The following is a 15,174-nucleotide window of genomic DNA, read 5'->3' on the forward strand; positions in this document are numbered from 1 at the left end:
CTGGTTTCCGGCCTTCACCAGGGAAGCGGCCGTGCTCGATCAGTCACCCACCCTCGCCGACGTGTCCATCGATGTCCGGAACGTCAGCAAGTGCTACCATATCTATTCACGGCCGCAGGATCGGCTGCTTCAGCTCCTCCTTGGCCGCAAGCGCCGTTTCTATAAGGAGTTCTGGGCGCTCAAGGACGTGAACCTGACGGTCCGGCGCGGGGAATCGGTGGCGCTGGTCGGGCGCAACGGGGCGGGCAAGTCCACGCTGCTCCAGGTCATCAGCGGCGTGCTTCAGCCGACCGCCGGAACCGCGTCGATCACCGGGCGGATCGCCCCGCTTCTGGAGCTGGGAACCAGCTTCAACCCCGAATTCACGGGTATGGAGAACATCGCCCTGTCGGCCTCGGTGCTTGGCCTGACGGAGGAGCAGATCGCCGAACGGCGCGACACCATCGCCGCCTTCGCCGACATTGGCGATTTCATCCACCAGCCGGTGCGCACCTATTCCAGCGGGATGCAGGCCCGCTTGGCCTTCGCCGTGGCCGCCCATGTGGACGCCGAAGTGCTGATCGTGGATGAGATCCTGTCGGTCGGCGACATCTCCTTCACCCAGAAATGCACCCGCTTCATCCGCGAGTTCCGCGAGCGCGGCACCCTGCTGTTCGTGTCGCACGACATGGCGGCGGTCGCCGCCCTGTGCGACCGGGCGGTCTGGCTGAACGGCGGGCGGCTGATCGAAGACGGCGTGCCCAAGGAAGTGGTTCATCATTATCAGGCGTGGATGGCCAATCCCCAGGGCCGGACCGACCCTGCCGCCTACCTCGCCCAGGAACTTGGCAAAAGACAGGAGAAGGACGTGGAGGAGCCCTTGCCGGCTGCTTCGCAGGAAACGCTGGCGCAATGTGAGCCTGCGGCGACGGACACTGCCGAACCGAGCCGGGCTGTTCCGGAAAACTCCGCTCCCTTGCCCGCTCCGGTCAGCCGTGTCGATGTTTTCGACTTCCGCAAAGACGCCGACTGGACCGGTGAGCGTGGCATCAACATCGTCCATGCGGCATTCCGGGACACTGCGGGCAAGGACACGAGCCTGATCGACGGCGGTACGGACGTCACCCTTGTGGTCGAGATGGAAACCACAGTCCCTGTGCTGAGCCCGATCGTCGGCTTTGCCATCTACGACCGGCTTGGACAGGTCATTTTTGCCTGGGACACCGCCCGCAGCTGTGACGCCTATTCCTTCTCCGCCGAGCCGGGGGATCGCTTCAAAGCCGAGTTTTCTTTCACCTTCCCGTACATCGCAGGCGGGCGCTACACAATGAATCTCGCGGTTGCCGACGGGACGGCGGACAACCATGTGCAGCACCACTGGCTCTACCATGTGCTCGAATTTGACGTGCGTTACAGCAGTGTCGCCAACGGCCTGATCGGCATTCCCATGCATCGCGTTGAAATCCGCCCGTTACTTCCAGCTTGAAGTGCCGAACGGGCTATGGAGATTTCTGGAACTATGACCACCATCTCACGCTCTCCTCTTATTTTCGACGTCGGTGCGAACATCGGCGACAAGGCTGCTGCCTTCGCTGCGGGAGGAGCGCGCGTGATATGCTTCGAGCCGCAGCCGGATTGTGCGGCATCCCTTCGCCGCCGCTTCGCCGATGTGCCGACTGTGCAGGTGGTTCCAATGGCGATGGGCGCCGAGTCGGGCCACCTGACTTTGTCGGTCTGCTCGGATGCACCGACCATTTCCACCTTCTCGGAAACGTGGAAGCAAGGCCGTTTCAAAGAGCACAATTGGGACCGTAGTGTCGAGGTGGAGGTCAATACCCTGGACGCCGCCATCGCGGCTCATGGAACGCCAGACTACTGCAAGATCGACGTCGAGGGATTCGAACGGTTCGTGCTGGCTGGGTTGACTCAGCCAATTCCTGTGATTTCCTTCGAATTCTGTCGGGAAGGATTGGACGAAACACGCATTTGCATCGAACGGCTCTCAGGGCTCGGCTATCGCCATTTCAATGTCGCTTTTGGCGAATCCGCGGTGTTCCGTCATGGAACCTGGGTCGGAGCGGACAGGCTGCTTGATGAACTGGCACAGCATCCGCACCCGCTCGTGTGGGGTGATGTCTATGCCTCGTGGCAGGAAGCACCACCGTCCATCGTAACCCCGCTGCTGCCCTCCCCGCCCCCGCCGCAGTGGCCCGATGGGCTGACGGCCTTGGTGGCTCTGGGATTAAGCTATGCCGGCGTTCCCCTTCGCCTGCATCTCGGCTGTGGAGAGACGCGGCTGCCGGGCTACGTCAACATCGATTATCCGGCGGATGCCCATAACGTCATGGCGGTGCGCCCCGATCTGGAAGCCGATGTCCTGGGGCTGCACTTCCCGGATGGGTCGGTGGACGAGGTCCGGCTGCATCACGTCTTCGAGCATTTCAACCGCGTGGCGGCCTATGGCCTGCTGGTGCGTTGGCACCGCTGGCTGAAGCCGGGTGGCACGCTGCATCTGGAAACCCCCGACACGGTGGCCTGTGCCCGCGAGGTCGCCGGCGACCTGCCCCTTACGCTGAAGCTGCGCGCACTCCGCCACATGGAAGGCGACCAGACGGCGAGTTGGGGTTATCACGTCGGCCATTGGTTCGGTGACCGTTTCCGTCATACGTTGGAAAAGCTGGGCTTCACCGACGTGGTGATCGAGCAGCACCAGTCCGGTCACGAGCCGCCGCTGCACAACGTGACCGCCCGTGCCGTCAAGGACAAGGATCGGCCGCTGGACGAGCAGATCGCCGCGGTCGAAGCCCTGCTCTGGGAGAGCACCGTCGCCGAGGCGGAGCGCCCGACCTGGGAACGCTGGCGCGAACAGCTCCGCGCCTTCCTGGCCGACGGTCGGCTACCGCCGGCTCCGAACGCCCATCCCGCTCTTTTTGGCGTATCTTCTTCGCAGCCCGCTTCCGTTCCGGACGATCTGGCGGGCTTCCTCACCAGGCTCACGGCAACAGAAGGCGCATCCACCTCCTTGGAGGAGATCCATGACTTCAACCAGCGGGACCGCGACCGCTGGGTTGCCGCGCAGGCCGCCCGGATTCCGGCGGGGGCACGGGTACTCGACGTTGGGGCGGGGACCTGCCGCTACCGGCCCCTGTTCGCTCATGGTGCCTACACGTCCCATGATTTCAAGCAGTATGAAGGCTTCCAGAGCCCGGAACGCAATGAAGGAATCTACGGCAGCATCGATCTTGTCAGCGACATTCTGAACCTGCCGGCTCCGGATGGCGCGTTCGACGTGGTGCTGTGCACAGAGGTGCTGGAGCATGTGCCCGAACCCGCCGCCGCGGTTCGGGAAATGGCGCGCGTCCTCGCCCCCGGCGGCACGCTGCTGCTGACCGCCCCCCTCGGGTCGGGGCTGCACCAGGAACCCTATCACTACTATGGCGGCTTCACGCCCCACTGGTACCGCTACGCCTGCGAGCGGGCCGGGCTGACGTTGCGGGAAACCGTGCCGAACGGCGGCTTCTTCCGGATGCTGTCCCAGGAATGCGCCCGCGTGGCCTGGACCATGGACCGCCATCGCGAGTTGCACGGCGGGTTCGACGGCGCCGTCGGGCGGCTGTTTGGGGAGTTGCTGCCCCGTTATCTCCACAATCTCGACGATGCCTGCCCGATCCCGCAGTTCACCGTCGGTTACCATGTCGTGGCAGTGAAGGCTCCGGCCTGAGTCTTCAGGGATCGCAACAAAAAAAGGCGCCCGGCGGGCTCGTCCGCCGGGCGCCTTTTCATCGTCCGGTTCGCGCCGTCACACGATATCGGCGAACCCCGTCCGCAGATAGCGGAACAGCCGCAGGCTGAGGACCGCGAACAGCAGGCCGGCCAGGATCTGAATGCCAAGCACCGTCCAGTCGGGGGCCGCGCCGGCGAACAGCACCGTGCGCGTGTTCTCGATGATGCCGGTCAACGGGTTCAGGTGCAGCAGCCCGCGGAAGGCTTCCGGCAGCGCGCTCGCCGGGTAGAACAGCGGGCTGAGGAACATCAGGAGCTGGCTGATCACCGGCATGATCGCCCGCAGGTCGCGCAGATAGACACCAAGCCCGCTCAGCAGCAGGCCGACGCCCAGGCAGAACAGGAGCAGCGGCAGCCACACCAGCGGCAGCAGCAGGACCGACAGAGGCGGCAGCCCGAAGACCGCCAGATAGAAGGCGGTCAGGATGAGAAGGCTGACCGCCACTTGGAACAGGCTGGAGAGCACCATCACCCAGGGCAGGATCTCCAGGGGAAACACCACCTTCTTGACGTAGGAGGGATTCTCCAGGATCAGGCCGGGTGCGCGGACCAGCGCTTCGGAGAACATGGTGAAGACGATCAGGCCGGCGAACAGGATCAGGGCGAACTCCCCCTTTCCACCGGTCGAGGTTCCCCAGCGGGCCTGGAACACCACCGAGAAGACGAAGGTGAAGACGGCCAGCATCAGCAACGGGGTCAGCAAGGCCCACAGGATTCCCAGGACCGATCCCCGGTAGCGCGCCTCGATCTCCCGCCGGACCAGGCGCCGGACCAGGGCCCGGTGGTGCCAGGGCTCCGTGAACAGGCCGAGCAGGCCGGACGGGACGTGGGAAGTGCTTGCAGCCATGGTCATGAGCGACGGGTTCCGTCTTGAAAAGGGCGCGGGCGTTCTAGTCCCGACTCGAAGGGTGGCGCAATGCGAAACCGCACCGTCCCATATCTGTCAGGACGCCGCGGCGCGCAGCAACTCGACCAGGCGCGGCGCCGTGCCTTCCAGGGAGTAATGCCGCTCCACCTTGGCGCGGCCGGCCGCACCCAGCTGCCGCCGCAGGTCGGGGTCGGCGGCGAGGCGACGCAGCGCGCCGGTCCACTCTTCCGGGGTTTCGGCCAGGAAGCCGTTGACCCCATGCTCCACAATGTCCCGGTTGACGCCGACCGGAGACGCCACCACCGGTTTGCCGCAAGCCATATACTGGATCAGCTTGTAACCGCACTTGCCTCGTTCCCAGGGCGTGTCGGCCAGCGGCATGATGCCGATGTCGAACTGGGCGATGCGACTGGTTTCCGTCTCCTCCCGCCATTCATGGCGATCGGCCGGCAGCCCGCTCAGCGCCGCGGGGGTGGCGCCGACCAGGAAAATCCGGGCCTCGCTCCCCGTCACCATCCGGCGCAGCGGCTCTTCGACCAGATTGAGATAATGGTCGGTGATTGGGGACCCGATCCAGCCCACCGCCGGAAGACCATCGGCCTGGGCCGTTCCGGTGGGGTAGCGCGCGAGATCGACCACGGTGGGAAGGGTCGCGATCGAGCGGGCACCAGCCGACTCGGCCCTTCGGGCGAGATAATCGTTTCCAACGGTCACCAGGGCCGCACGCTGCATCACTCGGTCGAGCTTGCTGCCCAGCAGCCGGCGCACCAGGGACCAGCGGCTGCGGTCATAGTGATGAAACCAGGCGTCATCGAAATCAACGACGTAGGGTGGGGCCGATTCCAGGATCCAACGCTCCATCCCATAGGGAATCCAGGGCAGCAATTCCTTCTCGACCCACAGAAGGTCGAAATTGCGCACCGACGCCATCTGGCGGATGCGCGCCGCATAGGACGCCGCGATGCGGCGCAACGGACGCGACCGCCCCGTGTAAAGGGCTTCCAGGTAGGAATCGGGCAACAAGGGAGCCACGGCAACCGACATTCCCGCGTCAGCCAGTGCCGGAAGGAACTGGTAATGCCGGAGACGGCTGCTGGGGCCCCGAGGGCTGTAGCGGGAGAGCAGCAGGATACGCATGGCCGCAGTATATATTTCTTCGGACAATGGCACGGCGGCGGCGGTGCTGCAAACCAGGAACGGCGGAAGGCCTTTGGGGAAGGCCGGAACCCCGGCTTTCCCCAAGGGATGGATCGCTGTACCTGGAACGCTCGGGATGCGACGCGAAACCGGTTCCCAGTCATTTTCCTAAAAGATGCTGAACAAATCCACCTGCGCATGCTGTGAGGAAAGCAAATCATGCGATCCGCTTCTCGCATCCAGGCTTGGCGCAACCTGCGAGTCTGTTACTGATGTGAAACATTATCGCTAGAGCCCCTCATCCGTTCGGATTGCTTTCCCATAAGTGGTTATTCTATCGGATGGTTCCATTCCGCACTTGCAAAAACGGGTTACCAATGATATCGAGCGCAAGGCATGCCATAAGGCGCAAAGTTTTAGACACTTTGGCGGGGGTTCAAAAATATGACGACGTCGACCACGATCACCGGTGGTATTACCAGCGAAGTTAAGACCGCGTCCACCCTGGCGGGTGCGGTTCTCCAGAACACCAGCCTCGTCGCGACGACGAAGGACACCAAGGCGCTCGTAATCGGCGACAGCGCCCTTCCGCCGACGAAGACGCTCAGCCTGATCAGCGACAGCAACACGGCGCTGGTGCTGAACACCAACACCGCCGCCACCCTCCTGGGCGGTTCGGGCAACAACAACGTTCTCGTCGCGAACGACGCCGCCGGCACCGTGCTGCAGGCCGGCACCGGCACCGGCCAGACCCTGGTCGGCGGCTCGGGCGGCCAGCTGCTGGGCACCAGCACCGTGGCGGGCGCTTCGGCCACCATCCTCGGCGGCTCGGGTGCCGACACCGTCGTGGCCGCGGCCGGCAACAACGTGCTGACCGCCGGCGCCGGCAACAACACCATCCTCGCGGTGGGCGGCAACAACCAGATCTTCGCGGCGGGCAACGACACCGTCTTCGCGGCGGGCGGCAACGCCACCATCGGCGCGGGCACGGGCAACGCCTACCTGGCGATCACCGGCGGCAACAACCTGATCGCCGGCGGTCAGGGCAACACCACCATCGCTTCGGCGGCGGGCAACAACACGATCTTCGGCGGCTCGGGCAACACCACGATCGCTGGCGGTTCGGGCAACGATCTTCTGATCGGCAGCACCGCGAAGTCGGGCAACGCCGTCCTTGGCGGCTTCGCCGGCAACGACACGATCATCGGCGGCGTCGGCAACGACACGCTGTTCGGTGGTGAAGGCAACGACATCTTCGTGTTCAGCACCGTCTTCGGCGGCGGCAAGCACGTCATCGGCGACTTCAAGGCCGGCACCGACCTCATCGCGGTCCAGGGCTACGGCCTCACCGCGGCCCAGGTCGCGTCGCGCGTCACGGTCACCGGCGGCAGCTCGGTCATCTCGCTGTCGGACGGCACCCAGATCACGGTCGCCGGGGTCACCAACCTGACCTCCAGCAACTTCGCCGTCTAAGAAGAGTCTCTGCATTATCTGATGGACCTGCCGAGCGATCGGCAGGTCCATTTTTATGCGCTTCATGTCTCTGCCTTTCTTCGGCATGAAGGGTGGAAGCGAAGACCGACAAGGATCCGCCGGGCGGCTCCGGCGCCCTTGCGGACAGCCGCAACTCCGATCGGGACATCCCTGATCGGGACACCCCAAATCGAGGCAGGGGATCGTTCTTCATGGGTTCGGCCGGCAGCTCGAAAACCCAGGCCCGGCGCCTGGACGTGCAGCGCCTGGAAGGGCTGATTGCCGATGGGCGCATCGCCGAGGCCGAGACGGCGGCGGGCATTCTGCTGCGCCACAATGCCACCCACGTCTATGGTGCCGCCGGCCTTGCCCGCTGCGCCCTCGCACGGGGGGATCTGGGCACCGCGCTGCGCTGGGCCGAACGCGGCGCCCGCTTCGCTCCGAACGACATCGCGCTCAAGGCTTTCTTCGCCGCCCTGCTGATCGCGGCGGACCGCCCGGCCGAGGTGCCGCCGTTGCTGAGCGATACGGTTGAAAAGGCCGCCGTTCCAACCGCGGCTATCGCGTTGGGACAGGCCTTGGCCCGTCTGGGAGCGGCGGACCGCCTGCTTCCCTTGATCGTCCAACAACTGAACCGTTTCCCGGTGAGCGTCGCCCCCCTGTTGGGAGACCTTGCCGACCACGCCGTACTGACCGGGCAGGCCGTCGGTTGGGCGACTGCCGACATAGGCCTGAGGATCGTCGGTGCCCTTGCGCCGGATTCGTCGTCACCGAACCGGAACGGCCTAATCCGAATCGGATCCTCCCAGGATGCCGCCCTGCTCGTCATGGGCCGGGCGTCGTTCCTGCGGCAATATGGCCAGCAGGGCGACGGTGGGCCGATCCGTTTCGTTCTTCCCGTCGGCCCGGAGTTGGAAGGGCAGCCACTCTCCATCACCCTGGACGGAGAGCCCCTGCTCGGCACGCCCCTGCATCCCAGGCACCATGCAGCGGTCGAAGGAAGCGTCCTGCTTGATGATGGACCCGGCGGGGCCGCCGAAGCGGTGCTTTCCGGCTGGGCTTGGTGCCCCGGCGATCCGCCGCAGTCCGTCACCGTCCAAGTGACGGACGAGGCCGGACGCACCGTGACCGTGACTGCGAACCGTCCGGTACAGGGGGTGAGAGCCCAAGGGGTCGAGGACGGCCATTACGGCTTCCTCATCGATCCGGTCGTCGCCGGCCTCTCGCCCGGCCGTCTCCACGTCACCGCCGGACCAGGACATGCTCCCCTGGCTGGCAGCCCCCTTCCCTGGCCCGGCCCCCGCCGGATCGGACGGCGTTCCACGCCGGTCGGTCCGCGGCCATCCCGTCCGGCAGGGACGGGGCGCCCTCCAGCCGCTTCGCCAACCACTGGGGCATCGCCCATGGTGGACATCGTGATCCCGGTCCACCGCGGGCGGGAGGAGACGATGGCCTGTCTGCGGTCAGTCTTCGCGGCGGGGGATGCCACGCCGTGCGAGATCGTCGTCATCGACGACGCCAGCCCGGATGAGGACCTTGTCCGCGAACTGAAGGCGCTCGCCGAGGCGGGACGCATCACGCTGCTCCGCAACCAGCACAATCTCGGCTTTCCAGCCACGGTCAACCGGGGGCTGGCCCTGCATCCCGACCGTGACGCCGTGCTGCTGAACGCCGACACGCTGGTCGCCGGACCGTGGCTGGAACGGTTGCGCGCCGCGGCTTGGTCGGCGGCGGACGTCGGCACGGTCACCCCCCTGTCCAACGACGCAACGATCCTCAACTACCCCTCGGGGGCGGACCGGCCGTTCCCGCCGTCCCTGACGGAAACGGCGGCGCTCGACCGGCTGGCCCGCACGGTGAACGCCGGGTTGCGGGTCGACCTGCCGACGGCGGTCGGCTTCTGCGCCTACATCCGGCGCGATTGCCTCAGGGAGACCGGCCCCTTCGAAGAGTGGCTGTTCGGGCGCGGCTATGGTGAGGAGAACGATTTCTGTCTGCGCGCGCACCGGTTGGGTTGGCGCCATCTCGGGGCCGCCGACGTTTTCGTAGCACATGTGGGCGGACGCTCCTTCGGACGGCAGAAGGCGATCCTCGCCGCGCGCAACAGCCACCTGTTGGAACGGCTGCATCCCGGATACGACGCGCTGGTCCAGGACTTTATCGCCGCCGACCCGCTGATGGCCGCGCGCCGACGCCTCGACCTCGCCCGCTGGGCGGAGGGGGGCGGAACCGCACAGGGACCCGCCGTCCTGCTGGTCACGCTCGCCGGGCGTGGCGGGGTCGCCCGCTTCATCGAGGAGCGCACCGACGTTCTGCGCGCGGAGGGCTGGCGCGTCCTGCGGCTCATTCCCGAAACCGCCGGAGCCGCGGAGGGAAACGAGGACGATGACGAGGACGATGAGGAGAATGCCCGGCGCCATCCTTCCATCCCGTCCGAGCGCCGCTGCCGGATCGAGGCCATGGACCGGCCCGACCTGCGCGATCTGGTGTTCCGCACCCGCGGAGAACTTGACGAACTGGTCGAGGCCCTGCGGCTGGCCGGCACGGCGGCGGTGGAGATCCATCATCTGCTGGGCCATGACCCCGCGGTGCTGGACTTGGCCGGGCGGCTCGGCGTTCCTTATGATCTCACCATCCACGATTACGGCCTGATCTGCCCGCGCCTCAGCCTGGTGGACAAGGACGGGCGCTATTGCGGGGAGCCGGAGTTGGCCGCCTGCGAACGCTGCACCGCCGATCCGGACGACCGTGCCGACCCGGAACTGACGGTGGGTGCTCTGCGCCGGCGCACGCGCACTCTGGCCGCCGGCGCGCGTCGGGTGACGGCGCCGACCCGCGATGTGGCGGCGCGGCTGCTGCGTCACATCGCCCCGCGCCCCATCGAGGTCAGGCCCTGGGAAGATATCGCCCCGCCGCCACCCCAGCCGCCCCGCCGCCGGGACGGCCGCCGGTGGCGCGTCTGCACGATCGGCGCCGTCGGCATCCAGAAAGGCTACGAGGTTCTCTTGGCCTGCGCCCGCGACGCCGCGGCGCGCGGCCTGCCATTGGAATTCGTGGTGGTCGGCTTCAGCGAGGCGGACCCGCCCCTGTTCGAGACGGGGCACGGCTTCGTCACCGGCCGCTTCACGGAGGCGGAGGCGGTGGCTTTGGTGCGGGCGCAGGAGGCCGACATCGCCTTTCTGCCGTCCATCTCGCCGGAGACCTGGTGCTACGCCCTGTCCACCGCCTGGAAGGCCGAACTGGAGGTGGTGGCCTTCGACCTGGGAGCGATGTCCGAGCGCATCCATGAGAAGGGTGGCGGCCATCTGCTGCCACCGTTGCTGGAGGCTGCGACAATCAACGACGCCCTCCTGGGCATTCTTGACGCTCATACGCCGCATGGCGTAGCAATCGGGCAGTCCTCTTCCTTTCGGTCAGATTACAGGCCAAGCATTCCGGGGGCGGATTCGGATGGTCCGAACGCCTTCTGTTCAATTTCCCAGTCCCGCGGGGGGTCGTCGATGATCGGTAAAGTTGCGTCCACAGAAGCCCAACAACCCTCTCAGATCAAGGCGACGGCCCAGACCCTGTCGCTGGCACCCGGTTTCTATTCGCTGATCGTCACGAGCGGCGGCGGCATGGCGGCGGCCGGCGAGTTTCCTCTTCCCAGCGTTCAGCTCGCTGCGTCCCCCAACAACCATTCCGGCACCACCGTCGAGATGATTGGCAGCGTGGCCGGAAATTGGCTTAGCAAGCCGGGCGACACCATCATCATCAAGGTGTCGGGTGGGCCCGCGAACCTGATCCTGTCCTCCTACAAGCACACCGAACGGCAGAACGCGCTGCTCTCGCTCCAGTTCGCCCGCATCGACGATGCCCCGGCGGATTCTCCCGCGGCTCAGCAGGCCGCCGCTCCGGTGGCAGCGTCCGCTCCGGTCAAGGGCGCGCAGTTCCAAGCGCCGGCAGCTTCATCGACTGTCCGTCCGCGCACCGAAATCCTGGCCCACATCCAGCGCCAGGGCGATCTGCGTTTCGCCGATTCCAACTGGGCCGGCGCGGTCGGACAGCGTCTGTGGATCGAGGCCTTCTCGATCACCCCGGTCGAGGGCATCGCCTCCGAGGACATCGAGTACAAGGGCCTGACCGCGAACGGCTGGGAAACCCCCTGGATCAGCGGTGGCGGCATGTGCGGCAGCCGCGGCCTGGGCACGCCCCTGGTCGGCTTCTCGATCCGCCTGCGCGGCGCCACGGCCGAGCGTTTCGATTGCGTCTATGAGGGGGCCTTCGTCAGCGGCTACCGCTCGCCCGCCGGACAGAACGGCAGCCCCTGCCGCTCCGACGCGATCAGCGACGCTCTGGAAGGCTTCCTGCTGCGCTTCGTCGAGAAGGCCGGCGGCACCCAGCCGCGTTCCTATTGATCCGGAACGCCCACAGGCCGATGCTCAAGACCGTGCTCAATGTCGGATGCGGTCAGCGCGCCATTTCCATCCTCGGCAGCTCCCTGCCGACGGATGGGTGGCGGGAGCTGCGTCTCGACATCGACCCGAAGGTCGACCCGGACATCATCGCTTCGATAACGGACATGGTTCCGGTGCCCGACGGGTCGGTGGATGCCGTCTGGTCGTCGCACAATCTGGAGCATCTCGACCCGCACGACGTGCCGGTGGCGCTGCGGGAGTTCCTGCGCGTCCTGACGCCGGGTGGCACGCTCTTCTTGAGCGTGCCCGACCTGCAGGCGGTGGCGAAGCTGGTGGCTGAGGATCGGCTGGACGAGCCCCTCTATGACTCCAGGAACGGCCCGATCCGGCCGTTGGACGTCGTGTACGGCTATGGTCCGGCCCTGGCCATGGGAAACCGCTTCATGGCCCACCGCACCGGCTTCACCCCGAACCTGCTCGGGCGCCTGTTGCAGGAGGCGGGTTTCGAACCGGTGGCGATCTGGCGGCGGGCCGAGGCGTACGAATTGCAGGTCAAGGCTTTCCGTCCACCCGCGCCGGCGGACGCGCTGAAGGAGCTTGGCCTCGTCCCGCCGTCCGCCGGCTGAGGCTCGGGAACCATGCTCATCCTGGCCCGCAGCGGATGGCGGGCCTTCTTTGCGGAATCGGCGGCACGCGATGAACTATCTCTTCGTCCACCAGAACTTTCCGGGCCAATACCAGCACATCGTGCAGCATCTGGCAGCCCAGCCGGGCAACCGGGTGGTTTTCATCTCGCACGACAGCCCAGCCCAGATTCCCGGCGTGGAGCGCGCGGTCTACCAGCCCTTCCGGACGGCGAAGCCGACGACGCACCATTACATCCAGGAACTGGAGCTGGCGGTCGTCTATGGGCAGAGCGTCCATGAGGTCTGCCGCCGCCTGAAGGCCGAAGGCTTCCGCCCCGACATCATGATCGGGCACAACGGCTGGGGCGAGACGCTGTATATGAAGGACGTCTGGCCGGATGTTCCTCTGCTCGCCTATTTCGAGTTCTTCTATCACCTGCACGGGGCCGACATCGGCTTCGATCCAACGGTGCCGGTCACCGAGAACGACGGCCCACGGGTGCGCACCAAGAACGTCATCAACACGCTGGGCTTCGACGCCGCCGACTGGGGCCAGACCCCGACCGGCTGGCAGTGGTCGCTCTATCCCGACTACATGCGTTCGCGCATCAGCGTGATCCACGAGGGCGTGGACACCACCATCGTCCACCCGGAGCCCGACGCGTGGCTGCGCCTGCCGTCGGGCCTGACGCTGACCCGCAAGGACGAGGTCATCACCTATGTCGCCCGCAACCTGGAGCCTTACCGGGGTTTCCATGTCTTCATGCGCGCCCTGCCGGAGATCCTGAAGCGGCGGCCCAAGGCCCATGTGCTGATCGTCGGCGGCGACGAGGTCAGCTACGGGCAGGTGTCCGGTGACGGGAGGAGCTACCGTGACATCCTGATGGCCGAGATCGGGTCGGGTATCGACCGAAGCCGCGTGCATTTCCTGGGCAAGATCCCCTACGGCACCTATTTGTCGGTGCTCCGCGTCTCGTCTGCCCACGTCTACCTGACCTATCCCTTCGTTCTGTCCTGGTCCTTCCTGGAGGCCATGGCGTCGGGCTGCCTGCTGATCGGCTCCGCCACCATCCCGGTTGAGGAGGTCCTGCGCGACCGGCAGAACGGCCTGCTGGTGGACTTCTTCGACGGGGCGGCCTTGGCCGACCGGGTCGACGAGGTGTTCGAGCATCCCGACCGTATGCAGACCCTGCGCGACCGGGCGCGGCGGACGGTGGTCGAGAATTACGATCTCCGCACCGTCACCCTGCCCCGTCATCTCGCTCTGATCGACGATCTGATCGCCGGACGGAACCCCGCGGAAAGGACCCCGACATGAGCGCGTGGAGCGACGGCTACAACGCCGACATCGCCTACACCCATGGTGCCTATCGCGAGCTGACGCCCGGTTACCTGTCCTACGTCTGCCTGCTGAACGGCATCCGGCCGCCGCGCACCGACCGGGCCTTCCGCTATTGCGAGCTGGGCTGCGGCCAGGGGATGACCCTGAACATCCTGGCGGCGACCCACCCCCACGGGCGTTTCACCGGCATCGACTTCAACCCGCTGCACGTCGCCGGGGCGCGCCGGCTGGCCGAAGAGGCGGGGCTGTCCAACGTCACCTTTCTGGAGCGGAGCTTCCAGGAGGTGGCCGCCGGAGCGCTGCCGGCGGACGAGGCCGGCGAGGGTTTCGACGTCATCGTCCTGCACGGCGTCTACAGTTGGGTCAGCCCGGAGAACCGCCGGGCGGTGGTGGACATCCTGGAGAAGGCGCTGAAGCCCGGCGGGCTGGTCTTCGTCAGCTACAACGCCATGCCCGGCTGGGCGCCGCTGCTTCCTCTGCAGAAGCTGATGTTGGCGCACGCGGCGGCCAACCCGGCCCGCAGCGACCGGCAGCTCGACGCGGCGCTCGGCTTCATCGGCCGGTTGAGCGAGGGCGGGGCCGGCTATTTCGCCGCCAACGCCACCCCCGGGCAGCATCTCGAAACGATCGCGAAGCAGGATCGCCACTATCTGACGCACGAGTATCTGAACACCCATTGGGAGCCTCTGGGCCATGCCCAGGTGGCGCAGGACATGGCACGAGCGAAGCTGGGCTACGCCTGCTCCGCCAACATCCCGCACAATTTCGACGAGCTGTCGGTCCGTCCGGAACTGCGGGCCATCCTGGCGGAGATCGCCGACCCGACGCTGGCGGAGACGGTGCGCGACTTCGCCATGAATCAGGTGTTCCGCCGCGACATCTTCGTCCGCGGCCTGGACCGGCTGCCCGCCGCGGAAGCCACCGCGGAACTCCAGCGGCTTCGTTTCACCCTGACGGTCCCGCGCGAGAGCGCCGGGCTGGCGGTTCCGGTTCCGCTGGGCGAACTGCGCCACGATCCGGGGCTCGGCCTGCCAATCCTCGACGCGCTTGCCACGGGCACGCCGAGCCTCGGCGAGATCGCGGCGCTGCCGACGATGGCGCGGCACGATTTCGGCACGATCTCCCGCTTTGTGGCGCTCCTGATTTCCGCCAACCAAGTCCATCCCCTGGTGGAACCTGCGGAGGAAGGCCATCAGGCGGCCGGACGGCTGAACCGCGCGATCGGTCGGCGCATGCTGGTCGACGAAAGCCTGTTCTTCCTGGCGGCGCCCACGATCGGGCTGGGCATCGGGGCCGACTCTCTGGAGCGTCTCGTCCTGGCCGGTCTTCTGGCCGGGCAGCCGGTGGATATCCAGCCCCTCAGCGGCTTTGTGATGGACGCGCTGCGCACGCTTGGGCGCACGATCTTCGCCGAGGATGGTTCACCCATCTCCGACCCGGACGTCATGCGCCCGCTGGTCGCCGCGAAGCTGGCCGATTTCCTGCCGCAGAAGCTGCCAGTGTGGCAGCGGCTCGGCATCCTGTGATGGAAGGCGGGGCGCCGGAAAGGGCTGTGGCGCCCATCGGCGC

At 66.5% G+C, this 15,174-nt stretch carries 9 protein-coding genes; 7 read left to right on the plus strand and 2 right to left on the minus strand.

The features are described 5' to 3' along the window. Nucleotides 1-61 precede the first annotated feature (61 nt). Both ACWPXE_RS32055 and ACWPXE_RS32060 read left to right on the plus strand, forming a co-directional pair. Nucleotides 62-1,465: an ABC transporter ATP-binding protein gene (locus ACWPXE_RS32055; RefSeq protein ID WP_454021132.1), complete on the plus strand. Its 1,404-nt coding sequence runs from the start codon at nt 62-64 to the stop codon at nt 1,463-1,465. Between the two features lie 33 nt (nt 1,466-1,498). Continuing rightward, nucleotides 1,499-3,700 carry an FkbM family methyltransferase gene (locus tag ACWPXE_RS32060; protein ID WP_454021079.1) on the plus strand — a complete coding sequence of 734 codons (2,202 nt, stop codon included), beginning with the start codon at nt 1,499-1,501 and terminating at the stop codon, nt 3,698-3,700. Between the two features lie 78 nt (nt 3,701-3,778). Here the strand turns inward: ACWPXE_RS32060 and ACWPXE_RS32065 are convergent, their stop codons facing one another. Both ACWPXE_RS32065 and ACWPXE_RS32070 read right to left on the minus strand, forming a co-directional pair. Further along, the gene (locus tag ACWPXE_RS32065; RefSeq protein ID WP_237908238.1) at nt 3,779-4,615 is read right to left on the minus strand and encodes an ABC transporter permease; all 837 of its coding nucleotides are present in this window, start codon (nt 4,613-4,615) and stop codon (nt 3,779-3,781) included. 90 nt (nt 4,616-4,705) lie between these two features. Further along, on the minus strand, nt 4,706-5,662 hold the full coding sequence (locus tag ACWPXE_RS32070; protein ID WP_454021080.1) for a glycosyltransferase family 4 protein: 957 nt from the start codon (nt 5,660-5,662) through the stop codon (nt 4,706-4,708). A gap of 549 nt (nt 5,663-6,211) precedes the next feature. Here ACWPXE_RS32070 and ACWPXE_RS32075 point away from each other — a divergent pair. The 5 genes from ACWPXE_RS32075 (at nt 6,212) to ACWPXE_RS32095 (ending at nt 15,131) form a co-directional block, all read left to right on the plus strand. Beyond that, nucleotides 6,212-7,240 (plus strand): calcium-binding protein, encoded by a 1,029-nt coding sequence (locus ACWPXE_RS32075; protein WP_454021081.1) that lies wholly within the window; start codon nt 6,212-6,214, stop codon nt 7,238-7,240. A 212-nt stretch (nt 7,241-7,452) separates the two neighbouring features. Next, nucleotides 7,453-11,637 carry a glycosyltransferase gene (locus ACWPXE_RS32080; RefSeq protein WP_454021082.1) on the plus strand — a complete coding sequence of 1,395 codons (4,185 nt, stop codon included), beginning with the start codon at nt 7,453-7,455 and terminating at the stop codon, nt 11,635-11,637. 20 nt (nt 11,638-11,657) lie between these two features. Then, nucleotides 11,658-12,263, plus strand: a complete 606-nt coding sequence (locus tag ACWPXE_RS32085; RefSeq protein WP_237908234.1) for a class I SAM-dependent methyltransferase — start codon at nt 11,658-11,660, stop codon at nt 12,261-12,263. Between the two features lie 70 nt (nt 12,264-12,333). Continuing rightward, nucleotides 12,334-13,581, plus strand: a complete 1,248-nt coding sequence (locus tag ACWPXE_RS32090; RefSeq protein ID WP_454021083.1) for a glycosyltransferase family 4 protein — start codon at nt 12,334-12,336, stop codon at nt 13,579-13,581. Then, nucleotides 13,578-15,131 (plus strand): class I SAM-dependent methyltransferase, encoded by a 1,554-nt coding sequence (locus ACWPXE_RS32095; RefSeq protein ID WP_454021084.1) that lies wholly within the window; start codon nt 13,578-13,580, stop codon nt 15,129-15,131. The genes ACWPXE_RS32090 and ACWPXE_RS32095 overlap by 4 nt, the downstream gene beginning before the upstream one ends. Nucleotides 15,132-15,174: the final 43 nt, after the last annotated feature.

The organism is Azospirillum sp. Marseille-Q6669 (genome assembly GCF_965111635.1).